The 26,697-nt window shown below is 47.4% G+C and carries 22 protein-coding genes and 1 other RNA gene; 15 read left to right on the top strand and 8 right to left on the bottom strand.

Annotated elements, in window-relative coordinates; translation table 11 throughout:
- Positions 1-54: 54 nt before the first annotated feature.
- The 8 genes from NZM04_03080 (at position 55) to NZM04_03045 (ending at position 7,526) form a co-directional block, all read left to right on the top strand.
- Positions 55-2,823 (top strand): tetratricopeptide repeat protein, encoded by a 2,769-nt coding sequence (locus NZM04_03080; GenBank protein MCS7063024.1) that lies wholly within the window; start codon positions 55-57, stop codon positions 2,821-2,823.
- Positions 2,824-2,828: 5 nt separating this feature from the next.
- Positions 2,829-3,974, top strand: coding sequence for a hypothetical protein (locus NZM04_03075; protein ID MCS7063023.1), 1,146 nt, complete (start codon positions 2,829-2,831; stop codon positions 3,972-3,974).
- A gap of 18 nt (positions 3,975-3,992) precedes the next feature.
- A complete protein-coding gene (locus NZM04_03070) occupies positions 3,993-4,784 on the top strand; it encodes a MotA/TolQ/ExbB proton channel family protein (GenBank protein MCS7063022.1) in 792 nt (263 codons plus the stop codon).
- A gap of 21 nt (positions 4,785-4,805) precedes the next feature.
- The gene (locus tag NZM04_03065; protein MCS7063021.1) at positions 4,806-5,213 is read left to right on the top strand and encodes a biopolymer transporter ExbD; all 408 of its coding nucleotides are present in this window, start codon (positions 4,806-4,808) and stop codon (positions 5,211-5,213) included.
- A gap of 10 nt (positions 5,214-5,223) precedes the next feature.
- On the top strand, positions 5,224-5,673 hold the full coding sequence (locus NZM04_03060) for a biopolymer transporter ExbD (GenBank protein ID MCS7063020.1): 450 nt from the start codon (positions 5,224-5,226) through the stop codon (positions 5,671-5,673).
- A gap of 6 nt (positions 5,674-5,679) precedes the next feature.
- Positions 5,680-6,765, top strand: a complete 1,086-nt coding sequence (locus tag NZM04_03055) for a VWA domain-containing protein (protein MCS7063019.1) — start codon at positions 5,680-5,682, stop codon at positions 6,763-6,765.
- A 39-nt stretch (positions 6,766-6,804) separates the two neighbouring features.
- An RNA gene (ffs, locus tag NZM04_03050) (signal recognition particle sRNA small type) lies at positions 6,805-6,898 on the top strand.
- Positions 6,899-6,902: 4 nt separating this feature from the next.
- A complete protein-coding gene (locus NZM04_03045; GenBank protein MCS7063018.1) occupies positions 6,903-7,526 on the top strand; it encodes a hypothetical protein in 624 nt (207 codons plus the stop codon).
- On the opposite strand, the gene NZM04_03040 is transcribed toward NZM04_03045, so the two are convergent.
- Positions 7,504-9,141 (bottom strand): ATP-binding protein, encoded by a 1,638-nt coding sequence (locus NZM04_03040; protein MCS7063017.1) that lies wholly within the window; start codon positions 9,139-9,141, stop codon positions 7,504-7,506. The two genes, NZM04_03045 and NZM04_03040, sit on opposite strands and share 23 nt — an antisense overlap.
- Positions 9,142-9,198: 57 nt before the next feature.
- On the opposite strand from NZM04_03040, the gene NZM04_03035 reads away from it, so the two are divergent.
- Positions 9,199-9,918 (top strand): ABC transporter ATP-binding protein, encoded by a 720-nt coding sequence (locus NZM04_03035; protein ID MCS7063016.1) that lies wholly within the window; start codon positions 9,199-9,201, stop codon positions 9,916-9,918.
- Here the strand turns inward: NZM04_03035 and NZM04_03030 are convergent.
- Positions 9,905-10,690: a phosphodiester glycosidase family protein gene (locus NZM04_03030; protein MCS7063015.1), complete on the bottom strand. Its 786-nt coding sequence runs from the start codon at positions 10,688-10,690 to the stop codon at positions 9,905-9,907. The two genes, NZM04_03035 and NZM04_03030, sit on opposite strands and share 14 nt — an antisense overlap.
- A 10-nt stretch (positions 10,691-10,700) precedes the next feature.
- On the bottom strand, positions 10,701-11,690 hold the full coding sequence (gene tilS / locus NZM04_03025) for a tRNA lysidine(34) synthetase TilS (GenBank protein MCS7063014.1): 990 nt from the start codon (positions 11,688-11,690) through the stop codon (positions 10,701-10,703).
- 170 nt (positions 11,691-11,860) lie between these two features.
- Here tilS and msrA point away from each other — a divergent pair, with 170 nt between their 5' ends.
- The 4 genes from msrA to sppA all read left to right on the top strand — a co-directional run bounded on the left by msrA (position 11,861) and on the right by sppA (position 16,242).
- The gene (gene msrA, locus NZM04_03020; protein ID MCS7063013.1) at positions 11,861-12,400 is read left to right on the top strand and encodes a peptide-methionine (S)-S-oxide reductase MsrA; all 540 of its coding nucleotides are present in this window, start codon (positions 11,861-11,863) and stop codon (positions 12,398-12,400) included.
- 45 nt (positions 12,401-12,445) lie between these two features.
- Positions 12,446-14,500, top strand: a complete 2,055-nt coding sequence (locus tag NZM04_03015; GenBank protein ID MCS7063012.1) for a hypothetical protein — start codon at positions 12,446-12,448, stop codon at positions 14,498-14,500.
- Positions 14,501-14,545: 45 nt separating this feature from the next.
- Complete coding sequence (locus tag NZM04_03010; protein MCS7063011.1) at positions 14,546-15,154, top strand: HNH endonuclease; 609 nt, start codon at positions 14,546-14,548, stop codon at positions 15,152-15,154.
- 77 nt (positions 15,155-15,231) lie between these two features.
- Positions 15,232-16,242: a signal peptide peptidase SppA gene (gene sppA / locus NZM04_03005; GenBank protein ID MCS7063010.1), complete on the top strand. Its 1,011-nt coding sequence runs from the start codon at positions 15,232-15,234 to the stop codon at positions 16,240-16,242.
- A 12-nt stretch (positions 16,243-16,254) separates the two neighbouring features.
- Here the strand turns inward: sppA and acpS are convergent, their stop codons facing one another.
- Entirely contained in the window at positions 16,255-16,611 is a 357-nt protein-coding gene (gene acpS / locus NZM04_03000; GenBank protein ID MCS7063009.1) for a holo-ACP synthase, read from the bottom strand.
- A gap of 503 nt (positions 16,612-17,114) precedes the next feature.
- Entirely contained in the window at positions 17,115-17,996 is an 882-nt protein-coding gene (locus NZM04_02995; GenBank protein ID MCS7063008.1) for a polyprenyl synthetase family protein, read from the bottom strand.
- A 291-nt stretch (positions 17,997-18,287) separates the two neighbouring features.
- On the opposite strand from NZM04_02995, the gene NZM04_02990 reads away from it, so the two are divergent.
- Positions 18,288-19,007 (top strand): hypothetical protein, encoded by a 720-nt coding sequence (locus NZM04_02990; protein ID MCS7063007.1) that lies wholly within the window; start codon positions 18,288-18,290, stop codon positions 19,005-19,007.
- 101 nt (positions 19,008-19,108) lie between these two features.
- Positions 19,109-19,657, top strand: coding sequence for a 3-isopropylmalate dehydratase (locus NZM04_02985; protein MCS7063006.1), 549 nt, complete (start codon positions 19,109-19,111; stop codon positions 19,655-19,657).
- Positions 19,658-19,673: 16 nt separating this feature from the next.
- On the opposite strand, the gene NZM04_02980 is transcribed toward NZM04_02985, so the two are convergent.
- From NZM04_02980 to NZM04_02970, 3 genes are all read right to left on the bottom strand, one after another.
- On the bottom strand, positions 19,674-21,569 hold the full coding sequence (locus tag NZM04_02980; protein MCS7063005.1) for a tetratricopeptide repeat protein: 1,896 nt from the start codon (positions 21,567-21,569) through the stop codon (positions 19,674-19,676).
- A 183-nt stretch (positions 21,570-21,752) separates the two neighbouring features.
- On the bottom strand, positions 21,753-23,147 hold the full coding sequence (gene cysS / locus NZM04_02975; GenBank protein MCS7063004.1) for a cysteine--tRNA ligase: 1,395 nt from the start codon (positions 23,145-23,147) through the stop codon (positions 21,753-21,755).
- A 34-nt stretch (positions 23,148-23,181) separates the two neighbouring features.
- Positions 23,182-26,640, bottom strand: coding sequence for a right-handed parallel beta-helix repeat-containing protein (locus tag NZM04_02970; protein MCS7063003.1), 3,459 nt, complete (start codon positions 26,638-26,640; stop codon positions 23,182-23,184).
- Between the last annotated feature and the right edge of the window lie 57 nt (positions 26,641-26,697).

Here is a 26,697-nt window from a genome sequence, read left to right as displayed (position 1 = left end):
TTTTTACACAAAAGCCTATTCCCAAACGCATCCATTCAGTTATTAATCTTCTCAATGCACCAGTTCCTAGCGAACTCTGCCCGCACTTTACTGCTCTGCTTCCTGCTAACACTTTCCGAATCTTCAATCCTCTCCCAAACCAACCCTTCCTCCTTAGTCGCCGACGAAATGATCAAAAAAGGCTTCGACGCCTTCCGAGCTGGCAACTTCGTTGAAGCCGAAAGCTTACTTCAACGCTTCCTTCAAGACTTCGGCAAAAGCAAAGAAGCCCAACCTCACCTAGAGACCATCTCCGCATTCCTCATTCAAGCCCAAGGTTACAACAAAAAATGGAATGAGGTAATCGAAGGCTCTGAATCTTTTCTCGAGAAATATCCAGAAAGCAAATTCCTTGAGGACATTCGCTTCTGGCGCACAATTGCACACCTTCAGGAGGAACAATACAAACACGCTCGCGATGATATTGATGCTTTTCTAAAAAAGTTTCCGCAAAGTCCCAAAGCGCTGTTCCTTTACTTCCTCAAAGCCACAAGCTTCATAGCTGAGGAACAATATCAATCCGCCATCCCTATCCTCACAGAATTAAAAGACGCCGGCACAACAGCCATCCACCACCGCGCTGCGCTGATCCGCCTATACTGCCAAATTCAACTCGAAAACGACAACGCCGCCATCCAAGCCTTCCTTGAAACCCACCAACGACTCCCCCAGCTTGATACTCTCGCTACCTTTCACATGCTAGGCCTCAAGCTCAGCGATCGCCTACTCTCACTCAACCGCAATAGAGAAGCCCTTCTAGTCCTACAAAAAATATGGCCTAAAAAAAGAATCCTCACCCGACAAGAAGAACACAAACAATCCCTGGAAAATCAACTCACCCGCCTCCGTGGAAACCCATCTGCTGCCTCTCAAGTCCTAGAAATAGAAAATGCCCTAAACCAAATTAATCGCGACCTCGAATCCTTCTCCAAAATCCAAGAATACGACTCAGCCCTCAGCCTTCGCGTCATGCAAGCCTACTTCAAGCTAGAACGTTTCCGCGAAGCCGCCCTCTGGATCGAAACCATGGCTCGCAACCTTCCTGACGGCCCCTTACTCGAAGAGACCCTCTTTCGCCTTACAGCTTGCTACAGCAACATCGGCCGAACAGACCGCGCAATCATCGCAGCGGATCAATTCATCACCCGCTTCCCTAAAAGCAAATACCTCCCCTCAATCCTCTTTGCAAAAGGAGAAGCCCAGCTCCAAGCCAAGCTCTATAATGATGCTGAAAAAACATTCGAAACCATACACAACCAATACAAAGACTTCCCTCAATCAGATCGCGTCTATTTCCTCCTTGGTTATTCAAAACTGCTCCAAGAAAAATATGCTGAAGCAGTTGCCCATTTTGAGCCGTTCCCCACACTCTACCCCAAATCACCTCTGCTCGAGAATGCAATCTTCTGGCTCGCCCAATCCCACAACTACAACAAAGACTATCCCGCCACACGTGCCGCCTGCGCACTCTATTTCAAAACCTTCCCAAACGGAGCTTTTCAATCCGACATCGCTTTCCTCCAAGCTTACTCATACTTTGCTGAACTCAACTTTGAAAAAGCCATCACCGAGCTCGAAGCTTTTCTCCAAAAATTCCCCCGTGGCTCCCGCGTAGACCAAGCCCTTTACACCCTCGGAGAATCTTATTTTGCCATCGCAAATATTGAAGCAGGCCTAAATCGCTTCAGAAAAATCTCCAACACAAACCGCCGTCTAGCCGAACAAGCCTACTTCCAAATAGGAAAAGGCCTCAAAGCCCTCGAACTCGAAGACGCCTTCCTAGAGCATTTCAAAAAATTCCCCGAAATTTTCCCCGACAGCCCACGCGTGCCAGAAGCCTTACTTCAAGTCGCCAAAATCTATCAAGCTCGCGATCAGATCCAAGAAGCCAGAAAAATCTACTGGCAAGGTATCCTCAAGCACGGCAACGATCCCAACAACTCCGGCGTAGAAGAGCTCCTCACCAGCCTCGCCCGCCTATATCGCAGCGACGAAGACCGTAAAAAACTAGATGAAGAACTCTCATCCCTTACCCAGAAAGCAATCGAAGAAAAACAAAACGTCTTTGCCGCACGCCTCCTCTGGGCACACAGTAAAATCATCAACCGCCGTGAACCTGAGCGAGCCCGCCTTCTGCTCTTAAAAGCCGGCGAAATCATCCCCCCCGACCTCGCCAACCCACTACTCCTTGCCGATTATGCAGATCGACTCCGAGAAGATAAACGCCTGGATCGAGCAGCTGCGGTCTACAATGATTTACTCAAATGGCACCCCCTCTCCCGCCACCGCGATCGCGCCTTTGCAGGGCTCGGCTTAATCGCCCGCGCACAAAGTCGCAACCAAGAAGCTTTGACATGGTTTGCTCGATTTGAAAAAGAATCCATCCAGTCCGCTCTACTCCCGCAAGTCCTCCAAGCCAAAGCAGAAATCTTAATCGAAAAAAAACAATACCCAGAAGCCATTGCTACCTATGAAGCTCTACTCAAAGCGCCCAACGCTCGAGGATTACCCTCTGTGATCGCCCTGAAAGGTATCGGTGATGCCTACATGACCCTCAATAAACCTGACAAAGCAATCCCTTATTACCAACGCATCTACATTATGTATGGCCGCTACACACAAGCAGTTGCTCACGCCTATTGGCAAAGTGGTCAAGCCTTTGAACAACTCAAAATGATACAAGAGGCTCGCCAGACCTACCAAGAATTCATCGAGCAAGAGCATCTCAAAGATCAAGAGACCTATATCTTAGCCCAAAACCGCTTGCGCGAACTCGAGGGATAACCGTTATGCCCCACTTCTTCCCCTACCGCTCTCAACCCCCACTACTCCAAGCTTCCCGCGCTTCCCTATTCCTTGCCCTATTATCATTTTGCCCCATCTATCTCCACTCCCAAAACGACAAAATTCTTCTAAAATCAGGCCAAGAAGAAACAGGGCGAATCCTTAAGCTTGATAAAAATCAAGTCCACTTTGAAAAACAAATCGGTGCAGGCTCTGCCATCCTTACCTACGACCTAAATCTCATCGAAAAACTCACATTCACCCCATCAGAGGACGAACGTAAACTTCTACTATCACAAGATCCCCAAAACATCACTGCAGTAGAAACAATATGGCAACAACGCCGCCCATTCCTCCCCATCCCAGAATCCGACGCATGGCAGTGGGGACTTCAGCTCGCCCGCCTCATGCTTGAACTTCAAGATCCCACAAAAGCTGACCCCATTGAGAATATTATCCAAACCGTTGCCGAAAAAACGTGGCTACCAAACATCAAAGAAAAAACAGCGCCTCTGCTCCTTCAGCTCGCACTGCTCCGCGGAGAGACGGAAAAAGCATTAAACTTGGCTCAAGAACTCTCAGAAACCGCCCCCGACAACCTCAACCTCATCGCAGAATCAAAGTGGGTTCTCGCCCTTTCCCAACTTCAAAAAGTTAAAGAACTAGAAACTGAATTTCCCCGTTGGTCAATTATGCCCGAAAAAACGCGCGAACGACGCGCTTTGATTGATGCTGCGATTGATAATATACTCTTCCCTGTCGTATTCATCCCTGACCACCAAGAGCTTGTCGCCCGCTCATTCCACAAGCTCATCTCAATATATATGGTCCTGAATGACCGTGAATCAGCAATCAAAGCCGCACAAGAAATCGTTAACTACTACCCTCACCCCACCTACTTACCTGCAGCAAAGGATTTCTTGATAAAAAACCCTCCCCCTCAAGATAATGAAGACCCCACCACGCAGGATAAATCATCCCCCATGCCTGACCAAACAGAAAAAAACAAAGCCGCCCCTCCCCTATCTCAAGGCGAAACCCAGACTGCCGAAAATCAAGAGTCGCCTCGCCAAAGACCCGCTTTTCTCTCCAAAAAAGACAGAGAAAAACTCCAAGAAGAAAAGAAAAAACCCAAACAACCTAAAAACTAACCCCACAACAACACCATTATGAAAAAACACCTCCTCATCCCCATCCTCCTCGCAAGCTGCACCTTATCTCCTCTTACCCTTCATTCGCAGGAGAATCCACCACCGCAAGTTCCACCCCCTGTAATCGAAAAAAATCTCCTGCAAAAATACCAAGAGGGCGGCCCATGGATGCACGCTATTCTCCTCACCTCTATCGCCACGATTGCCTTCACAGTCTTATGCTCGATTCAAATACGGCGCTCTGCAATCATGCCCCCTCACTTACTCAAAAGCCTTACAGACGCAATGTCCCAGCGTGACGTCCAAACCGCATACGATCTAGCTCGTGCAAGCGCAACCCCTCTCGGTCGCGCCGCAACAGCTATGCTCGCCAAAGCTAATTTTGGACGCGATATGTTCAACAAACCGGCTATGGAATCTGCTGCTGGTGAAGCGATCGCCGCCGAAGAAACTAAACTCGGCATTTGGGTGAATTATCTCAACGTCTGCGCACAACTTGCACCCATGCTCGGCCTCTTCGGCACCGTGGTCGGAATGATCGAAGCCTTCGACAAACTCTCCATGGGACGCTCCGAACCCCAAGATCTCGCCGGAGGCATCGGTGTAGCCATGTTAACTACAGCCGGAGGCTTAATCGTAGCTATTCCTGCAATCGCTCTCTATTTCTTCTTCCGCAGCCAACTCACTAACATCATCACAGACATGCAAAAATCCTTCGCTCACATGCTCGACCTTTTCACAGGAGAAATCCAGCCCGACGGCCAGCGTGCGCCAGTCTACGTTGATACGTCTCAAACGCCCAACACCTAAAAGACCCACTATAGCTAGACCATGATCGCCCGAAGAAGACCACCAGAAAACGTGAAGGTCAACATCACGCCGATGATTGATATGGTCTTTCTGCTTTTGGTTTTCTTCATGGTCACCAGCAAAATCACCACTGAACAAAAGAAACTTGAAATCCGCCTCCCCATCGCAACTGCAGCAAAATATGTCGAAAACCAAAAGGGGCGTGAGATCATCAACATCGACGCAGAAGGCCGCATTTTCACAGGAGACAAAGAGGTAGATATGAAAGGCTTTAAAGCTTATCTCAAGAAACGTCTTATTGAACATCCCCCATTACAAATCTCCGTGCGCGCCGACGCCCGCACCACAGCAAGACGGATTAAAGAAGTCATGGAAGCTGCCGCTGAAGCTGGAGCAATCGAGGTGATCTTCGCTACCTACAAACAGTAATCTTTCCCCTATGGCCGTCCGACTTCCCCGCCGCAGCCCTGAAGATGTCGAGATCTCGATGAGTCCAATGATCGACATGGTCTTTCTATTGTTGATCTTCTTCCTTGTATCCTCCAAACCCCTGAAGCCCGAGGCTGATCTAGGAATGAAGTTGCCCGGCACTGTCGCCCAAGAGGAAGCAATAGATATTCCCGACGAACAGCGGATTAAAATTTTGGCATCAGGCCAAGTCTTACTCAATGACATGCCCATTGATACGCCCGATAGCAAGGAGCTCCCCCAACTCCTATTTACACTCACACGATTCAAGCAAGCCTGCAAAGCAAATAGATCCGAAGCTCTCGTCACCCTAGATCCGGAAGATGACGTCAAACATCAACGCATCGCCGATGTAATGAATGTCTGTGCTAAAGCCGACATCGACGGCGTCACCTTTGCCGGTAAAACCATGGAGGAATAAGCTCACATGCCCGACACCCTTTCTTCTCCTCCACCCACCTACACAGATCAAACAAACAGCGGAAATCTTAAAGTCGTTAAGCGCAGCCTATTAGCGACGGTAATTCTGGTAAGTATCGCTATCCATATTGCAGGAGGTATCATTGCAACGGTGATCATTGTTGCGCGTTATTTTGCCCAACCCGAGGCAACCTTCGTGGCTAAAAAACCAGTCGCTATTCCTCCCAAAATTATCGAGCAACGAATGATTTCAGCAGAAGTGGATTCTTTCATTGAAAAACCCGTGTTTGACGATCGCTTGGCCAGCCTACGCCCAACTGACTTTGCCTTGCCAGAAATTCCACCAATCCCAATTGATGAAATCACGCCAATCGATCCTACCAAACTGCTTACAGATCCAAATCAAATGATAGGCACAGCTGAGCGCTCTACACCGGATGATTTAGGGTTTGAAGGAGACACAATGTCATTCTTTGGAATTCAAGACAAGGGCCGATCTGTCGTCTTTGTCCTTGATGTATCCAGCACCATGTTTGATCGATTACCCGGAGCCTACAAATTTGTCCAAGAGGAATGCATAAATCTAATCAACAACGTCAGCATCAATACACGATTCGGCCTTGTTATTTTCAGCGGCGCTGCCGGTAAGTGGCAAAGCGAACTTGTCCCAGCTACAGACGCCAATAAACAAGCCGCTGCAGAAGCCATCCGCAAAATCGATCGTGATACCATCATGCGAATCATGCGAGACTGGAAAGATCCGATTCGTGAAGCTCCTCGCGAAACAAGACCCGATCTAGGTTTGAAGTTAGCTTACACCATGCGCCCCGAGGTGATCTACATCCTTACTGATGGTGAAGCAAACAAGAAAGGCAACACGATTCCCATCACAGCAGATGAAATAAAGGACGTTATAAAACAGCTCAACGAAACAGTTGAGACCCCTCCTCGCATCCACGCAGTCTACTATATCACAGCAAAAGCTAAGCCAAGAGAGGAAGAGTTTGTCAAAGCTATAGCCAGCACTGGCAACGGCCGCTTTATCAAGCTTGAGGCTGTAAAGCTCATGCGCGAGGAGATGCGTCAAGAATAAATCTTTGGCAAAAGATTAATTTCGTATTATAAATAAATCTGCCAGAGGTTGTAGAACCCAGACAGGGTAACCCCGCCAGGTCCGAAAGGAAGCAACGGTAACTTGCTCTGAGTTGTTACGGCCTCTGGCATCTCCACATGCCTGCTGCTCAAGAATACCAAAAAGTCACCGAATGCCTCTTTTACTGGAGTATATTTGATCCAGGCGTGAAATGTGATCTATCCTCACACGCTTGGAACTCACCTAAGGGCCTAGTTTTTTTTGATCCCGTGCCACTTGCTGAAGATGCACTAGTGGAGCTAACACAGAGTGTTCGCCCTCACGCGATTTACTTGACTAACGCAAATCATGCACGCTCTGCCGAGTGGTATCGAAGTAAATTTTCAATCCCTATCTTCGCTCCGAGTGAATCCCTGGCAGAACTAGAAATAAAACCCGATGGAACTTTGGATATTCATCCTTTGTCACCTGAACTTCTATCAATTCCCTTGACTGGGGGAGGTTTGGGAGAAACAGCCTACTATATCCCAGCTAGCCAATCTCTGATCTTAGGTGATGCGCTCGTCCATCTTCCCCAGACCGGCTTTACTTACTTGCCCGACAAATACTGTAGAGACTCACATCAACTCAAAGAATCCTCCCGCGCCCTGCTTGAACTAGACGTAAGCATAATCTGCTTCGCTCACGGAATGCCGATTGTGCAAAAAGCTGCTGATCGTCTGAAGAATTTGATTTTATCTAATTCTCAACAGGCAAAATAAGGCGCACACGGGTCCCTTTCCCAAGCTGACTTTCGACCTCAATTTTTCCTCTATGATTTTCAACTATCCGCCTGACGATTGCCATACCGAGACCACTCCCATCAGCTTTAGTAGTCAAAAATGAATCGAAGATTTTTTCTTTTATATCTTCGCTCATCCCATGGCCAGTGTCCTCAATTACTATATGGAGATAAGGGAGCTCACTTTCCTCAATCGATGCTCGTATAGACAGACGCCCCCCTTGTGGCATAGCTTGTATGGCGTTAAGCGAAAGATTAAGCAGTGCCTGCTCGATCTGTGTGCGATCAAGTGCTACCTTTTGGTGATTTGTAGCGATGTTAATGTCGGTTTCGATTCTTTGTTCTTCTAATTTCGGCCTCAAGAAGTGAACAAGCCGCTCGATGATTTCCTGTATCAGCACTGGCTCTCGTCGCGGCTCAGATCTCTTGGCTAAGCCAAGAATTTGTTTTACTATTTCGTTCATCTGTTGAGCTTTCTCTTGAACGACCTCAATATCTTTGCGTCTCGGACTATCTTTAGGAAAATCTTCTTCTAACCCATGGAGTAACATTTGCATCACCATTAGAGGATTTCGAATTTCATGAGCAACTTCTGCAGCAAGAAGGCCGATCGTGGAGAGCCGTTCGCTTTGACGAAGTTGATTTTCAAATTCTATGAGGCGAGAAAAGAGTTTTATCTTCTCTACAGCTACGGCGGCCATATCCGCAAGACCTTGAAGCCAGTTAATTTCATGATTAGCGAAACGTCGAGATTCCCCGGTGAATAAATTTAATACTCCTAAAACTTCTTCGCCGAAACTTAACGGCACCGAAAGCAGAGAGGCCAACCGCGCTTCACGAGACAATTCAGTATATGGATAAGCAAATTCGGCATTCAGATTATGAATAGCCAAAGGACGTCCTCGTTTCACAACTACACTTACCACAGCGCTAGATAAGTGGATGGGCTGCGCGGGTAAAATTTTCGAATCAGTGTCACCGTAGGCGGATCGGATATAAAGCTCATCCCGATCTTCATCCAAAAGAAGTAGAGTAGAAACTTTAGCTCTCAAAGACTCCGCTGCCTGTCTCACCACAAGGTTTAGGACTCTTCCCAAATCATCATGGGATACAAGTTCCCTCACCGTGCGCAATAGACCAAGGAGGGAATTCTCCCGACGCCGAAGCCCATCCCTTTCCCATAAATACTCGAGCCACTTCCAAAATTCCTGGGCTTTGTTTTGCAGCTTTTTGATCTCTTGATCTGAAAGCTTCTTATCTCCTCTTGCATAAAAGACGCCCACCAGTTTTTCATTAATTTCTAGCGGTAGAGCAAGACCATAACGTTCATTCTCTGCACGCGCCTCTCCATGAATAATCCGAGCATTGGCAGCTGCTTTCCCAATCCATCCATGATTGATTTTTATTTTTCTCTCAAGTGATATGGAGCCTTCTCCAGAGTCGATCTCGAGTTCAAGCGTATCGTCATTGATATTTACGCTGTATAACCCACACTCGCTAAAATTATATTCTGCCTTGATTTCCTTGATAAAGGTCTGAAGCGCATTCTGGGGCGTGACAAGTTGATTAACTGAATGCCAGTCTGTGAAATCCATATTTTTTGCTTAATACCATGTCCTATTATGGCAACTAGAAGCACAAATTTGGAAAATATGTCCCCCTCTTTAGCCTGTGAAAACTTAAATCGCTACCTAGGTGAAGGCGATCAGCGAGTTCATGTCCTTCGTTCAATCTCATTAGAACTTTTTCCCGGCACAATGTATTCTATCGTCGGAGCGTCGGGAAGCGGTAAAAGCACCTTACTTTATCTCCTCGGACTCTTAGATAAAGCAGACTCTGGCAAAATCATAATCTTAGACCAGGTGATCACCCCTGACGACGATGATCGGCGCACAGCATTAAGAAATAGACATATCGGCTTCGTCTATCAGTTTCATTACTTGCTTAGGGAATTTTCTGCTTTGGAAAACGTCATGCTTCCAATGTTGAGATTAGAAGAAAGTGGGCCACGTCCAGATTTAGAAAAACGCGCACTAGAACTCTTAGATGCTGTTGGGCTCGCCCATAAAGCCCATCGCCGCGCCCATCAACTCTCCGGCGGTGAACAGCAACGTGTCGCCATAGCACGTGCTCTAGCTAACTCACCATCCATCCTGTTAGCCGACGAGCCTACTGGGAATCTTGATTCCTCGAACTCAGAACGAGTCTTCGATCTATTACTAAAACTTACTCGTGAACGCGCCCTTACCTCCCTAGTCGTTACTCACAATCCAACTGTAGCCGAAGAATGTGACGTAACTTTCACTATGTGTGACGGAGCCATCGTGCACACCTGTTCTCGCCGAGACAACAGAAGGATTAACGCGAAATAACCACTAAAAAATTCCTTACTCTTGCCCACTCTGGCCAATAAAAAGGCTGATTGGCTCCTCGTATCCAAAACCCCGCTGATGAGCCGCCATCAAGATTGATTGCCACGTCCACACGAAAATCATCACCAAAAATTTTTTGAGTTAATAATTCAGCGGCTTCATAAAGCGTGACGTTATCAACAGAAATCAATGCCCATAATCCATTTCCATCGCTGGCCACCGCCGTGCGTCTCGCTCTATGTTCTGTGTTTAAACCAATCACCGATTGCCCGTTCTCGACAAGGAATGGCCCCGTTTGAATCAACGCTCGCACATCTCGTCCATAGCGAAACCGATGAAATCTCTCGATGAATAAACTTTGTCCACGCAATCCTACCATCCCTGTTAATAAACGATTAGCCCTACCCCTCTGAATCACCCGGCCATCGACGACGTACCAACCAAGCGGTTCATTCTCCTTGCTAAAGAAACCCCCGTTCACACCTGCTACTGCCTCCACTTGCATGGCTGCAGATACCAGATTCATACCCCTTCCTGGAGGATTATCGACGACTTTAATAGTAAATCTCCGCTCATCAAAAACTGCAGCACGAAGCTGAACCTCTGCATCCTGGTTTACGCACAAAACAAACACATGCTCCAAGCCTATCACCCCTGTGTCAATTGAGCGGACTTGCCGTATTTCCCATGCTAATAAATTAAGCTTTCCCGTCACAAGTATCGCTATGACTGCCCAGACTGAGACAATCCCTGACGCTTTTGCTCGAATCACCGTATGTAAGTTATCCCTTAACATCCTGGGAATCAATCCGCGATAGACTGCCTACTTTAGAGGTTCCGGGCAAGCTCCTAATCTGTATCCAACCATTCTTCCGATAGGCCTGCTGACATTGACTGAGATTGATACGGGCAGGTTTTTCCTGAACGGCTAGTAACCTTATATTTTCAACGTCGTCGTAGTCAATGTCGCTAACCTTCTTATGACGCAACCAATAGTAGATTACCTCTCTTTGTTTTCCCACTGGCCATGCCCGAAGCGCATGCACAGAGAGCTTATCCGTAGCACTTTCATCATGAACCAAATCACTAATCCATTCTGCTCTGGCTGCAGAGACCATGGCTCGTCGCCAGATGGCTTCGCGTATCCGATTATGGAATTGTTTTTCAAGCAACGGCAAAAGCTCATGTCGTATCCAGTTTCTATGAAACTGAGTGTTCTTATTCGTGCAGTCTTCCACCCACTTCAGTTGCTCTTTTTCAGCATAGGCCTTGATTTCCGACCGCCAGACCGAAAGCCATGGACGCCATATCGTTAAATCACCCCACCTTGCCGGAGACTTAATCCCAAATGCAGCAGAATTTCCGCCTCGAAATAGTTGTAATAAATACGTCTCGACTACATCATCCGCGTGATGAGCTAATACGACATCGTATATGCCGATAGCACGTGAGACTCGTTCAAAAAAAGACAATCTCGCACGGCGTGCGACCTCCTCCTTAGTCTCTAACTCAGCGTCCGAAGCGCAACCAATAAAGAAATCCAGTTGATATTTTTTTGCAAGTTCGTTGCAAAATTTCGCATCCGAGTCGGCTTGAGACCTCCAACGATGATTAAAATGGCAAACCACAGGCTTATAACCTGCTCCGACCAGCTTGTGCAATAATGCAACCGAGTCCACACCACCCGAAAGTCCATATATAAAACGCAGGGGCAGTTTGCATAAAGCTTCGTCAAAATGCTCAAACCAATTTCTTTTACTTCCTGTCCTCACAGCGTTCGTTTATGAGCTAAAAAACTTTCTTAAGTAACTCCCTCAACATCTCAGGTTGCCTTCACCTACAGTTACTCTAGCATGTTTCTCAGTTGAGAGAATTGAATATTCAGCGTGCAAATTTTTTTGTAACCTTAGCTATAACATTCCTCTTATCTCTTCGCTTTTCTATGTCAGCTGAATCCACCTTAGTCTTGGGAGGCGGATGTTTTTGGTGCCTTGAGGCCGTTTATGAGCTTCTACCTGGTGTAACAGAAGTCACCAGCGGCTACGCTGGTGGGCATTTAGACAACCCCACATATGAACAAGTCTGCACAGGAGAAACAGGACACGCTGAAGTTATCGAAATTCGTTACAATCCTAACAAAATCTCCCTAAAAACACTCCTCGAAGTTTTTTGGGAAGCCCATGATCCTACCACTCCTAACCGACAAGGACACGACGTTGGAACTCAATATCGGTCAATCATCCTCTACCAAAATTCCGAACAACTCCAAGCCGCTACACAATCCCTTAAAGAAGCACAGTCTAAATTCGACTCTCCTATCGTCACCGAGATAGTTCCGCTTAAAAAATTTTATCCAGCTGAAGCCTATCATCAGGACTATTATCGCCGCAATCCTCAAAAACCGTACTGCCAAAGCATAATAAAGCCCAAACTTGAAAAATTAAAAAAAACCATTTCGTCTTGGAATAACAGAGGCGTCTAAGACAGTGCAAGTGTGTAAGCTTGCTCTTCAACCACAAGATTCCAAATGCGATTTTACTACCGAAAAGAAAGCCGGCTAACAACACTTACTTTTATTTCTCGGCTGGCGCTAACCTCTATAGCGCTATTTAGCGCATTTCAGGGATGCCAACCCCCTCCCGATTGGATTCAAAATACGCCCCCTCTTTTTAATGAGCCTTCTCCTCAGACTTCTGAACCGTCGAACGAAAATAAGTCACCAGAGCCAAATCAAAATGAACTCACATCGGAAGTAGATCCCTTGGATGAGTCGATTAGCGACCCACATCCCCTACCCACACCAGTCTTACCCCCCGACATTTTCAAAATAAAAAGTCTCGCTCTAGAACGCCCTCCAGAACATTCGCCTATAACCGATAATCACTGGAGCGGCAAACCTAAAGAAGACAACAATTCTGAGCTCTTATTCACTACTCCCTCCAACGTGTCTTTCCTAGATTCGATACACAATGCAGGGCAAGCACCCCTTCCCGATCAGTCAGCCTCTTACTCCCAATCCTCTTCGCAATACAGCGCATCAAGCCACTCATCCTTAAGGTATTCCTCATATGCTAGCAGCCAAGGCTTCTCTAGCAGCTCAGTTGGCTTTATTTTAAAGTCGGCCGAAAACGCTTACAGAGAGTTAGCTCAACGACAAGCTTCTCTATCCTCAGCACACACATCCTCAGAATCCTCCTATTTATCATCATCGCTAGCTCATCATACAGCTTCTTTCTCTCAATCAACTCCACCTAGATCGACCCATCAACAGTCGTCCTCGTCTTCGTCTCTTCCACACGCGACTCAACGACCCCTTTATACCTCTTCCCACAATCACTCAAAATCATCAGCATGCTCATCACCAGCAGAAAGTTCGGCTTCCTCATCTCAAAACAGTAGCCAACAGGCAATCTCCTTTTTCACCCCTCGTCCGTCCATAATCCCTCCATCCCCCTCATCCCCTTACGATATCATAGCTGACGAATATGATATATATCCTCAAAGGGCACATCAAAGCACTTCTAGCTCTTTTTCACCTTTTACCGATTCCACTACCTCATCTTCAACGACATACATCCTTATACCTCACTCCTTTTACAAACCAGAGCTACTCAGCGACAGATGCACCAAACCTAATTGTGAAATACTTACTTACACCACCGACCACGAAGCTCTACACAAACTCATCTCTATCCGTCCTGCACTGACAATCCTTCCGGATACAATCCTTGCCTACGCCATATCCTCGCAACTTCTCCGCCCCATCCCAATCGCAAATCGTGCCACAATAGAAAAAATCCCTCCCCTCTTCACAGGACACTACTTCGATCCTAAAAACGAATACACCATCCCATACGCCTTCACCCACGTTCTCCTTGCACAAAGAAGCCAATCTCCATTACGCCCGATTAAAGATTGGCCAGAGTTGATCACATACCTCAACGGAGATAATCCTAACCTAAAAAAACAAGCCAACGGCTCAACAAGCCCCCCCCCACACCATCCTGACTCTAACGAGATTTCCCCCTCACCCAGCCCTAATTCCCCACAAACACCTGCCCCACCTCCACCCCCTTTCTCAATCGCGCTTCCCGCTAATCATTCTCTACACCCTGCAATTTGGGCAAAAATCCAAAATCGCCCTCAGCGAAAAGCTCCTACCCCGCCCCAGTGGTGGCCCAAATCCACAGCACCAACCTCAGACGCAACACAAAACACAGACCTCATCATCGACGAATCGCACCACCTGATCCTTTCTCTTTCAAAAGATAATTGGCTCATCACCTTTCCATCATCGGGCACTATCACACGCCTGTATCATCTCGCCCTTCCCAACTCCTCAACATCAGATGAAGACCAATCGCAGTTACTCTCGTCATGGCTCGAGCCCGATTTCCATCTCAAATTTACCCAACAACTCGCCCTAGGTTGTCCCCTCAACAATGCCCAGACAAAAGCCCCTCCACTGCATCCCTTAGTCTACCCATCGAGCCAACTTCTCTCATTATCACGCTTTGCCCTTCCCATGCGCCCTGACGATCGATCCCCAACCGCGCCCTTGAGCTCTCCTTGCCCCCCTTGACCCCATCGCAGCCAAGTGCTAATTAACAGTAGCCAAGGACACTCTATGGCACTCAACTCCCAAGTCCTTGTCCTCAATCGCCTCTGGCAAGCTGTCAATATCTGCTCCGCTCGCAGAGCCTTTTCGCTCCTCTATCTCGACCACGCCCACGTCGTTCACCCCCATCATAAGGAAGATGACTTCGCATTACACAACTTTCACCAATGGAAGGAAATCTCCCGTAATTACGACGGGCATGACGTCGTCCACACCATTCACTTCAGATTGCGTATCCCTAAAATAATCCTCCTCCTCATATACGACCGACTACCACGAAAAGAAATCAAGTTTACCCGCCAAAACTTATTTGAGCGCGACAATTACACATGCCAATATTGTGGGCAAAAGTTCCATCCCAACGAACTCAACCTCGATCACGTCATACCCCGTGACCAAGGCGGAAAAACCACCTGGGACAACATCGTCTGCTCCTGTATCCGCTGCAATTCCCTCAAAGGCAACCGCACCCCATCCCAGGCGCACATGCGGCTCCTCAAAAAACCCACCGCCCCAAGATGGCGACCCTTTGTTCACATCCAACACATGCGTTCCACTCACGACTCCTGGCATCGCTTTCTAAACGTAGATAGCTGGAAAGTCGAACTCTGCGATTAGTTGCTCCCCCACACACCTCTGCACTCTACCGGAGACATTGACGTTACTTTTTTTATCCCTAGTAGTTAATTTGCCCTATGAATAAATTCCTCTCCGGCTGCGGGGTTGTCTTCCTAATCCTGATCCTCATTGCCTCCGTAATCCTAAACATCATCCTCTTCGCTCTTCTAGCAGGCAAAAACTCAGACTATTCGTCAACTAAAACCGCATTATTTGAAGAAGAATTCATCACCGGAAAAAGCAACAACATTCACAACACCATCGCAGTCATAGACCTCACTGGAATCATCACCTCTGACTTAGAAGGTGCCGTCGAGCCCACCGCCCTAGACGACTACATCGCACAGCTACGACAAGCACGAGAAGATAAAAACGTCAAAGCCATCATCCTTCGCATCAACTCCCCCGGCGGCGAAGTCACAGCGTCCGATACACTTTATCATCACATCAAACAAACACGTGATGCAAAGCCTGTCGTCGCCTACCTCGATTCTATCGCTGCCTCTGGCGCTTACTACGCTGCCGTAGGCGCAACTCAAATTATCGCTCATGAATTATCCGTTACAGGCTCCATCGGAGTCATCCTACAATCTCTCACAATAAGGGAACTCTTCGATAAAATCGGTATCCGCGCCCTTACCATTAAATCAGGGAAAATGAAAGACCTATTAAATCCCTTCCGAGATCCCCAACCCGAAGAAGAAGCCTTTCTGCAAGCCATGATCAATGAAACCTACGAAAAATTCCTCTCCGTTGTCACCTCAGAGCGAAAACTCGATCCCCAAAATGCACGCACACTCGCCGATGGCCGAATCTACAGCGGTAAACAAGCAGTAGAAAACAAACTAATAGATGCCATCGGCTATTTCGAAGATGCCATCACCGCTGCCGAAAATCTCGCGCAAATTAAAGAACCCCGCGTCATCCGATACACCGCTCCTTACGACCTTCGTCGCTTACTGCGCTCTTTGTCCCAAGTCATCTCACAAGGCCTATCCTTGCGCCTTCCCCAAGCCCAACCACTCCTCCCACCCTTACGCCCAGGCGCATTATACTATCTCCCTCCTCATCTCCTACTCACTCCATAAAAGCCTCCCAGATCAACCCATCAACAACACGGAAGCCACAGCCGAATGCTCAGTGTGCGTCAGCGATACAACCACCCGAGATAAACCCAAACCCTCAAACACCTCTCTAACCCGCCCATGAAGCACCACGCTTGGCTCACCGGATTCTCCTCTCTGAATTTCAACATCCCTCCACCGCATACCTAATCCCAAACCCGTGCCCAGAGCCTTCAACACGGCTTCTTTAGCTGCAAATCGCACCGCAAAATGCTGTGCCATCTGACCAGAAAAACGCTTACAATAATCTCGCTCCCCATCGGTAAAAAGACGATTCACGGCTTTTTCTCCATGTCGCGACAGCAAAGCTTTAAAACGCGATATATCCACCATATCGATTCCATGTCGAAGATGAACTCCTATTTGATCCATAACCGCCGATATACCCCATACCTTGCCCCAATCACAACCAATTTTACTGACGCCCGCCATCTGATCCACTACCGGTGAACCAGACAGCGGGCGAGCCTAGCAGAGGAGATTTCCAGAGCGTCCAAGAAAGCCAATTTGAGAAGGACTAAAACCACCCCAAAACCAATTTTTTCTCCATACCAATTTCGAGCACCCTCGAAATGATTCCAAGAGGACAATCGCACCAGCCAATTTCTGAACTATCAAAACCATACCTTAACGACTATCGATTACAGAGCGAAGTTCAGTTGCTCTCATCCTCCCCTAAAATGCAGCATTTAACATGCCAAAAACCCAAAATCGCTTTTTTTCTTCGATCTACCCTCCTCTCTTAAAGGATTTTACAAGTTATCCAACCTAAACGGTAAAATTATTTCCTCGTTGATGGGAAAATTTTAATAACATCCATCGATAAATCCCTCAATTCAGTTCTCCCTTTTCAACATTAAATTTGCAAGTTCTTTCAACCTCTCACCCTTCTGACCAAGCACCTTAAGTGCATCGATGGCTTTTTTTGTAAGGCGTTCGGCAACTTTCTTGGCCTCCTCTAAGCCGAGCAAGGCGGGATAAGTCGATTTTTCAGCGGCAATATCTTTCCCAGCACTCTTCCCGAGTTTTTCAGACGTCTGAGTGACGTCCAGAATATCATCCACTACTTGAAAGGCTAAGCCCACAGCTTGACCGAAACGAGTGATTGCTCTTAACTCAGCCTCCCCAGCGTCACCCGCCATCGCCCCTAGTCTCAGGCTACTACAGATCAAGGCTGCCGTTTTCCCCCGGTGGATGAATTCCAGCTCCTCAAGACTTAGCTTTTTCCTCTCTCCCTCCATGTCTGCCACCTGCCCACCGACCAGAGCATGACTCCCCGCAGCCCATGCCAATTCAGCTAAATATGCTCGATGTTCATAACGTCGTCCTGCTTTGGATTGACTAATTAAGTAAAACGCCAAAGCCTGCAGCGCATCACCAGCCAGCACAGCCACGCCTTCCCCGAAAACTCTGTGGTTAGTGGGTTTCCCACGGCGAAAATCGTCATCATCCATACAAGGCAAATCATCATGGATCAAAGAATAAGTATGAATACACTCCACTGCGCAAGCAAGAGGCATCGCTCTACGATAATCTCCTCCCACAGCCTCACACGCCGCCAGAGTCAACACAGGCCTAAGCCGTTTCCCCCCAGCAAACAAACTGTAACGCATCGCCCGATGTAACGTCTCCGGCTTCTCATTCTCCTTAGGCAAATATCGATCCAGCGCCTCATCCACTAATTTTTGCCTCGACTGCCAATAATCCTTAATTGACATAATTTTTCAAATAAAGCTTGATGGCTATCTCTTTACATAAACCACACAATAAAATCAACACAACAACATGCCCAAGCGCGCCGCGGTTACCTGACCTTATTACACTCCGATTAAAAAAAGATTACTTTTTAAGCGTCGCCCTACATCTCCATTGCTTGGTTTAATTGAAGTAATTAAAAAATAATTCATGAATAAATTGAAAAAGCTCTTTAATTGAAATAAAAAAATCAATTTTATGATTGACAAATATTAAATTTAAGACAAATTTTGCATATAAATTACAGACCAATAATGAATATTTTATACAAACTTTATTCAAAGGCTAAATATCTAATCCTAGAATTGCTTGCTCATTCAGCACCAGGCTATCTAAAAGTCTGGGCTATTTTTTTCACCATCATCTGCTCATCTTTAGCAGGATACGCCTCAGAGACTTATTTGATAAGCCCTTCCCCTTCGATCCCTTATAAGCAAGAGGCTCAAATCGTGCGATATGGCGAATTTTATCAACGCAAAGCCGATCGAGTCCCATTCAACCGTTATCGTCAACTTCCCACAAAAGAATCAGATACACAAAGTCAAATTGAGGCACTGCGGGATAGTCTGCCTGAGGAATTTTTCTTCCCTACAATCAGATCAGACAATACACAGTTTGAAAATCCAAGTATAAAGCAAAAAACATCTAACCACAGAAAGTCTGCACACAAAAGATATCCCCTGCGCCAACCCCACTTCTCAACTATGCCATATGGAGATGAAGAGCCTCTTCCATCCCGGACAGAAGTATTACCCCTTGATCAGAGAAGGTCCTCACAAGTCCTCTTACTTATGATTTTATCGGATGACTGGACTGATTCCTATAACTACACAACGCATTTCATCTCGAATGAGACCCCTCTATACTCCCAACATCATTATTCAAAACTCTCCAATCCAGAAGCCGAAGCTCCATCTCTAAGTTTAATTTCGGAACCTCCCTCAATTGTGTCTTATAATCGGCTACGGCCCTAAAACTCTCCCTCTTTGCGCACTACTTCGAGAAAAATCCCAGGTGCCTTTCCTGTGGCTTAACCTACACTTGTCATCGCCTAATTTACCATTAGGCTTCAAATATGAGTAAAGTTGTAAAAGGAAAAGCTTTTGTCGTTCGGGATAATATCGATACCGACCAAATCATCCCCGCTCAATATTTAATGCTTGTCCCCACGGTGCCGGAAGAATACGAAAAACTAGGCTCCTATGCCCTCAGCGGATTACCTGAAACACTTTACCCCATCCCTTTTATCCCACCAGGGCAAACTAAAACTCCTTACAAAATACTTATTGCCGGCCGTAATCTTGGCTGTGGCTCTTCGCGAGAACATGCTCCAATTGCACTTGGAGCAGCCGGCTGTGAAGTAATTGTAGCAGCATCTTACGCCCGTATCTTCTTCCGAAACTGCATAGCCACAGGAGAACTTTACCCATATGAATCCACTCAAGATCTCTCTTCCATCATCCAGACCGGGGATGAGGTAGAGGTGAATTTTGATTCAGACACCCTCACCCACTGTGGCAAGACGTATGAATTAAAGCCTTTAGGAGACGTTCGAGCCGTTATAGATGCAGGAGGGATATTTGAATATGCTCGCCAAACCGGGATGATCCCAAAACAGAGCTAATTGCTTAAAGGAAATTTCATTCTGGAGAATTTTCCTTAAGCACATCCACAGAAGGACGGGATAGTTGTGTGACTTCAGCCTTTGTTGTCACGTAGGTGGGCTTAGGGGAGGCCTTTTGGGCTTGCTTGATTTTCTGATCGATGACTGACGGATTTTGATGAAGAGGCATTGCCTCAGTCCATAGTTGAATGGCTAACGGGAGCTCGTTGATTCGTGCATAAGCCTCAGCAAGATGATCCAGAATGATGGCATTTTGAGGATCTTTCTCTTTTGCTTTTTTAAGCCACTTCACGGCTTCATCGTAACGCCCCAGGCGGTAGTATATCCACCCAAGCGTGTCTAGATATGAGGCGTTATCGGGATCTGCTTCTACAGTTTTCAAGCTCAATGCTAAAGCTTTATCCAACTCCCGATCGAGCTCCGCCCATGTATAGGCAAGATTATTCATGATAACATGATGATCTGGGAATTTGTTATGTGCCCTAAGAAGCGTCTGCAGCGCTTCTTCTTTTTTGGACATAGCTTCAAGTGTGCTAGCACGCAAAATATAAAACTGCGGATCGAGCATCTCTGGATCAGATCCAGAGGCCAGAATCTCTGCCTGTGTAAAAGACAATTCGGCTGCTGGATAGTTCTTTTGCTGTTTTAGAACGACTGCTTCAAGGTAATGAGCTCGAGCTAGAGTGGGGAAACGGCGAGTTAGCTCCTGCGCATCAGTCAATGCCCTCGTATAATCGTTAAGGTTGAGTCGTGTTAAAACAACCGCCATTTGCAAACGTGGATTATGTGGATTCAAAAGCGCGGCTTGCTGCCAATAATTCAACGCCTCTTTGTAATCCTTTTGATTTTCCAATAAAGTCGCTATCTCGATAAGAGGCTCGATCAAAGTCGGTCGAGCTTCACTTAAAGCTTTCCAATGTTTAAGAGCGAGCTCTGGCTGCTGCAGTTGCATGTAGAGCTTCGCGAGAGCTTCATGCAGTCGGGGAGTATCGGGGGACCGTCTCAAGGCGTGTAGGTAATGTGTTAAGGCGGCTTGTGGAGAGACATGCTCATATTCAAGCTCTGCGAGCTTAATGAGCAGAGAGACGTCAGGGCGCTGAGTCGCCCCTATTGCTTCGCGCAGCATATCAATGGCGCCTTGAGGATTCTCGACGCTTAACTCGAACTCTGCGGCAGATTGGATCACAGTAGGATGTTGACTCAAACAAGCTTTTCGAAATAGTTGACGTATAGCTTCTACTAGTGGTGCAGATGGTCGTATCGTCTCCTCTATCAGTGGTGGAATGATGAGTTGTGTCGCTTGGACGCACCAATCTACCGAGTGCCTCTCAACAGCTGCAGAGAGGAGTCGTGCAGCTCCTTCCTCATCGAGCAATCGGATTTTTGAAAGGAGGATCAGTCGCTGGACTAGGTGAAGGGGAGCCTTTTGAATCGGGTTTAGCAGTTGCAAAGTTTCCTCTGGTTTTTTTTCATGGTGTGCTATCAATGCACGGCCTATCAAACGGTAGGTGGAGTGGTGTGCGAGTGCAGCGACAAGCTGGTTCGCTTGCAAAAGTTGCCCTAGGGTTGCGTAGTAGTGTATTAGATCAATGGCTAACAAGGGGACGTCGTCTCGCTTTTCAACCACGTGGCAATAATCCTTTACTGCTAGGTGAAACCCACCTTGAAACTGCTTAATAGACCCTTGTATCAATAAGGCTAAAGCTTCCGCTCGAGCTTGGTTTAGAATTTCTTGAGCAGGAACGATGGCTACGACCTCGCGGCTTGGCTTGGCTTTCACTACAGTCGTTGGCCAGTGTTGCAATGCGCAACATAGACAGAACAGCCCCACCACCCTCACACGCCAGATGGCTTTTTTGTATGCAAAGCTAGGGCGCGTTGCGTTAGTGAGGCCGCTTGCTATAGTCAACACAGTAATAACTTATTGGCTAAGCCTTGTAGCGCAAACGCTTCTTGTGACGATTGGCACGCCTGCGCTTGCGCCGCTTGTGGCGGTTTATTTTAGCTTTACGACGTTTTTTGATGGATCCCATGATTATTAAATGAAACGGGCTGTTGAGCTAGCAAATGCAAAGGGTTGTGACAATAGTAAAATTCATTTTACCAGTTTTGTGATCGGTATGAGGGTGTAACGATCTTTGTCGTCTTGCACTTTCCATCCCATGTCTAACAGCTGTTGACGCATCTTGTCGGCGGTTGCCCAATCTTTCTGGAGTCGAGCCTGCCATCGTTTTTCTGCTATGGCGCAAACTTCATCGGGAATAGTCAGCTTATCATTAGAGTCAGATTTTTTTTGGGACCAAGGATCAATTCCAAGACAACGGCATAAGGCTACAAAGCCTTGTTGATCTGGCGCGGAGATGGGTTTGGGGATTTGTTTGAGAGTTGTAAAGATGAGCCCTAAGGCAGAGGGTGTATTGAGATCACTTTGCAAGGCTTGCCAGGCAGAAGTGAAGCGGCCAAATTCAGAGCACGTTTGGGGACCTAAATCGTCAGGGGCTGGAATCGACTCGGCAAACTCTGCAAGTCGCTCTAATGCACATCGGGCAGCATGAAGCGCATCCCAAGTGAAGTTGAGGGGTTGTCGGTAATGTGCTGAAAGTAGCAGATACCGCGTCTCATTTGGGCTGTATCCTCTTGCTTTTATATCTTCTAAGGTATAGAGGTTTCCGAGGCTCTTACTCATTTTTTGTCCTTCGACTAGTAGATGAGCGGTGTGAAACCAGTGTAAGGCAAAGGTTTTTCCCGTGCAGCATTCCGACTGGGCAATTTCATTTTCATGATGAGGGAATATGAGGTCTTCTCCGCCTGCGTGGAGGTCTATCGTCTCTCCTAAATGATAGCAGGCCATGGCACTGCACTCAATGTGCCATCCTGGTCGTCCTTCGCCCCATGGGCTTGGCCAGTAGTATGGCCCGTCTTCAGGTTTTCTGGCTTTCCATAGAGCGAAATCAGCAGCATTCTCGCGTTGATATTCGTCGGACTCGATGAGGGTTTGAGTAAGAATCTGTCTTTGGTCTAAGCGTGATAGCCGACCGTATTGAGGGAAGGAGGCAACGCGAAAATAAACTGAGTGATCTGGAGTAATGTAGGCGTGCTTTTTTTCTAGGAGTTTACGGATGAAATCGATTTGCTGAGGAATATGGGCAACGGCGCTGGCTTCAATGTGTGGGGGGAGTAGGTTTAGGGCAAGGGCGTCTTCATGGAAGAGTTTTGTCCAGTGGTCTGTGATGGTTTTAAGTGGTTGACCTGTCTCTATAGCTTGTCGGATGGTTTTGTCATCGACGTCTGTGATGTTGCGTAGGTGTAGAACTTGAATTCCGCTTGTTGTCAAGACTCGACGTAGGAGATCTTGAAGGATGAACGTTCGGAAATTTCCAATGTGGGCGCGGCCATAGACCGTGGGGCCACAACAATACATCTTGAAAGTGTGGCCATCGTGGGGTTGGAGTGTGCGGATTGTTCGAGAGAGTGTGTCGTATAGCTCCACGTTTAAATTGGTTTGCCGGTTGAGCTAGAGGGAATCACCGTGTTTGTTCAAAGTTAATCTGCCCTTGTTTGTTATCTCGTGCGATGTTTCCTGATGAGGGAGGAGGTTCTGCTCCTTGGGCGATTGCGATTCCCCAGCCTTCGTTGTTGCGTGCGGTGTTGTTGTGGAGTTCGGGGCGAGTGCCTTCATCCACGATAAGTATTCCGATATCTCCGTTGTTTTCGCATATGTTTCCTCGTGCTACTCCTTTTGCTCCTTTGCCAAAGTGGATGCCGCGCAGTTCATTGTTTGATACTCTGTTGTTGGATATAGTTGGTGCTGTGCCTTCATCGAGGATGGATATTCCGTTCATTTTATTTTTTTCGGATGTATTTCCGTCGGCAATGCCGCCAGCGCCTTTTGCGAAAAAGATACCACGGCGTTGGTTTTCGATGGAGATATTCTGTTGAATTGTCGGTGCGGTGGTTGGGTTGAGGACGGCAATTCCGTCCCAGAGATTTCCTTTGACAATATTGCCGGTGGCAGTGCCACTGGCGCCGCTTGAAAATACGAGACCCACTCGTTGGTTGTTGTTGATCTGGTTGCGTTCGATGATGGGGGCCGTTCCGGAGTCCATGACTGAGATGCCAAAGAGGCTGTTATTTTCGATGATGTTTTGTCGAAGGGTGGCTCGGCTGCCATTTGAAATCTGGATGCCACTACCGCTTGAGTTGATGATACGACAGCGTGTGATTTCAACGTTGGAGTTAGAGATGTGGACTAATGGTGGGGAGTTCTCGGGGTTTATTCTTTCGGTATGTGTGAGGGTTACGCCTTCGATATGGCCAGTTTGTATGTTGCGGATGTCTAGGACAGGGGAGGTGGGTGGGCATTGTATGGTGACTACATCCATCCCGTCGCCGATGATGCGAATGCCTTCTCTTAGAATTAGATTTTCGGTGTATGTGCCTGGTTTAATTCGTATGGTCTCTCCGGGACTGGCTGCATCGATGGCTGCTTGTATTTGGATATATTCGTCGGGGACTGTTTTGGCGGGAGTGTGAATCGCCGGTGGGGAGGCGGAAGAGACGGGGGCAGGAGCTGGAGTCTGTGTGGGGGATGGAACGGTCTGTGACTGGGACGGTATGGTGGGGATCTGAGGCGTCTCGAGGGATGACGCAGGTTGGTCGGTGACGTTTGCCGTGGGTAAGGAAGGAGGTGCTGGCGGCGCGCTGTGGGGAAAATCGGTCGCAGGAGGTTGTGGGAGCTCAGTGGGTGTGTATTGTGTGGATTGGGGTGGTGGTGTGTGGGGTGGTTCTGGAGTAGGGGATGGAGTTTCTGGAGCGCTGCTTGGAGGAGTGATGGCTAGCTCTGATGCGGCTTTGTTTTTTGAAAATAAAAAGGTAAATTTCTCGAGGTAGGCTTTAGGCAATATGTCAAGCTGGATTAGGATGAATCCTATAACGAATAGACTGGCATAAAAGGCTAGGACGGCGATCAAGATGGTAATCAGGTTTTTTTGCCAGTTACTTTTCTTTTTTGATGGCTGTGGTGGAGGAGGCTCGGTTTTTTGTTGATATGCGTATGGTGGAGGGGGGTTGAAATTTGGGGGAGGCTGTTGGGTGTATGTGCGGCTGCGTTGCGCGAAGCGGCTGCGTTGGTGCGTGGGATCGGAGCGTTGGGTTGAGTGTTTGCGGGATTGCGCAGAGGAGGAAAGGTATTCTTTTTCGTCTATTTCTTCGTAAGGTAACGGGTCGGTTGAGGTTTGCGATGAGGCTGCGGAATCCCAGGCAGCATACTCAGTGTGAGCAGAGGTGGAAGAGGGGCTTGTCTTTAGATCCTCCGTATCATCTCTGAAAGGGCTTGAATAGGGCGCGGAGTGGACGGTATCGGTTTCGGGATAGGATGAGGTATTGTGAGATGGCGAAGTGTATGAAGCGGGTCGAGGAGGGGGGGTGTGGGAAGACGGAGCAGCCCCATGAGCGGAAGAAACCGATTGAGTTGAAGATTGTTGGTATGCAGGGGCGGCCTCCGGGGTAGCGGCGAATGGGTCCGTTTTTGTAGGATATATTGGTGGAGAATTCTGAGGTGTGGAGGGTGTAGATGTCGTGCGCGGCCCACGGCTAAAATTGGGGGATGAATATGTCTCTGCGGAGGTAGGTTTGGTGGCTGTTGTAGTTGAAGTAACCGATGAAGCCGTGGCTGGTGGAGGAGATGGTGTGGGGGCTTGTTGTGTAGCTTGCTTGGGGAAATCAGGAGAAGTGTCGGGAGAAGGCTTTATATTTGAATCTGAATCTGGATGAGGGGTTACCTTTGCAGTTGGATGTGATCCGCCGGCAAAGGTGGGGTAAATAGGAGTAGCTTCAGAGCTATGAACGGCATGGGATGGAGGGGGAATGTTTGGAATGTTTGGAATGCTTGATGGACCGGGTGGTGGCGTAGTAAAAAAAGGTTGCGATGATGAAGAAGAAGGCGAAGGAAATCTTTGAGGGGAGGGATGAGTATGAGGAGCTTCTGATTTGATTTCTGCAACATCTACGGGCTTTTGTTCCTGAGATTTCTTTTGTTCGAACGGTGAATAGGGAATACCAATATCAAGATCGAGAGCGTGAGCGAATTCAAGGATGGATTGGGGGCGATTTTGACTCCGCCTATCGAGACATGCAGCAATTGTTGAATCCCATGAAGGAGGGATGAAACGGTTTCGTATACCATTCTCTCTCAATTTCAAAGACATCTTAGGCGGAGTCGTGGCTTCAATCGGATTTAGAATATGCTCCTGTCGGTAAGGCAATGAGCCTGTGAGGAGATAATAAATCGTCGCCCCAAGCGAATATATATCATCTTGCGGGGTTGGCTCCATTCCATAGGCACGCTGAGGACTCATAAATTTAAGAGCCTCTGCAGTGCCGTGCCTCAAAATGAAGTCGTTTGTGGGCAAACTCTCCGGAGGAGTGAGTCTGCGAACAACATTAGCAGCAGCATTATTTACAGCTCGGCTAATGTGAAAGTCAGTAACTTTGATGTGACCGTCAGCCGCAGATCGCATGATATTGCTTGGCTTGATGTCGTCATGTATGACATTCTGACTATGAGCGTAGTGAAGAGCCGAGCATACTTCAGTTATGTATGATGAAAGTTTTGCAATGTCGAATACCCCATAAGGCTCCTTGACAACGATCTCTGCTAATGTCTCACCATCAATAGCTTCCACAGAAAATGCAGCCCAGTCATGAGTCACTATAAATTCATAGACGGAGGCAATGTGCTCATGTTTTAGGGGGCGCACTAGCCGACAGGCTTTATCCAGATCCTCCAGGTGTTCCGGAAATCGGCGGATAGGTTCAGGTATAAATTTCAGCGCAACAAAACGTTGAGGCCTCTTTTCTGTAGCAAGCCAATTCAGAGAAATCGGACTCCTACCTAGGATACCATGCAATTGAAAACGATCTAGAAGGACAAGATTCGCCCTAAATTGCGCCACTGTCTGCCCATACAATAGATCGTCATTCACAAAGGGCTAAAATAAGTAAGGGCCTCATCTCTTGCAAGTTGTTTTTAATTACACTGG

The sequence above is a fragment of the Candidatus Methylacidiphilales bacterium genome, from assembly GCA_025056655.1.
Taxonomy (GTDB): Bacteria; Verrucomicrobiota; Verrucomicrobiia; order Methylacidiphilales; family JANWVL01; genus JANWVL01.
Note: the sequence above shows the minus strand (reverse complement) of the source record. Positions and strands in the feature narration are given on the sequence as shown.

Coding starts and splice junctions, on each gene's coding strand:
- sppA (MCS7063010.1), top strand. CDS start 15,232: ATGAATAAATTCCTCTCCGGCTGCGGGGTTGTCTTCCTAATCCTGATC.
- NZM04_03060 (MCS7063020.1), top strand. CDS start 5,224: ATGGCCGTCCGACTTCCCCGCCGCAGCCCTGAAGATGTCGAGATCTCG.
- NZM04_03055 (MCS7063019.1), top strand. CDS start 5,680: ATGCCCGACACCCTTTCTTCTCCTCCACCCACCTACACAGATCAAACA.
- NZM04_03075 (MCS7063023.1), top strand. CDS start 2,829: ATGCCCCACTTCTTCCCCTACCGCTCTCAACCCCCACTACTCCAAGCT.
- NZM04_03035 (MCS7063016.1), top strand. CDS start 9,199: ATGTCCCCCTCTTTAGCCTGTGAAAACTTAAATCGCTACCTAGGTGAA.
- NZM04_02995 (MCS7063008.1), bottom strand. CDS start 17,996: ATGTCAATTAAGGATTATTGGCAGTCGAGGCAAAAATTAGTGGATGAG.
- NZM04_03015 (MCS7063012.1), top strand. CDS start 12,446: ATGCGATTTTACTACCGAAAAGAAAGCCGGCTAACAACACTTACTTTT.
- NZM04_03065 (MCS7063021.1), top strand. CDS start 4,806: ATGATCGCCCGAAGAAGACCACCAGAAAACGTGAAGGTCAACATCACG.
- NZM04_02990 (MCS7063007.1), top strand. CDS start 18,288: ATGAATATTTTATACAAACTTTATTCAAAGGCTAAATATCTAATCCTA.
- NZM04_03080 (MCS7063024.1), top strand. CDS start 55: ATGCACCAGTTCCTAGCGAACTCTGCCCGCACTTTACTGCTCTGCTTC.
- NZM04_03010 (MCS7063011.1), top strand. CDS start 14,546: ATGGCACTCAACTCCCAAGTCCTTGTCCTCAATCGCCTCTGGCAAGCT.
- NZM04_03070 (MCS7063022.1), top strand. CDS start 3,993: ATGAAAAAACACCTCCTCATCCCCATCCTCCTCGCAAGCTGCACCTTA.
- acpS (MCS7063009.1), bottom strand. CDS start 16,611: ATGGTGGATATATCGCGTTTTAAAGCTTTGCTGTCGCGACATGGAGAA.
- NZM04_02985 (MCS7063006.1), top strand. CDS start 19,109: ATGAGTAAAGTTGTAAAAGGAAAAGCTTTTGTCGTTCGGGATAATATC.
- NZM04_03045 (MCS7063018.1), top strand. CDS start 6,903: ATGCCTGCTGCTCAAGAATACCAAAAAGTCACCGAATGCCTCTTTTAC.
- NZM04_03040 (MCS7063017.1), bottom strand. CDS start 9,141: ATGGATTTCACAGACTGGCATTCAGTTAATCAACTTGTCACGCCCCAG.
- msrA (MCS7063013.1), top strand. CDS start 11,861: ATGTCAGCTGAATCCACCTTAGTCTTGGGAGGCGGATGTTTTTGGTGC.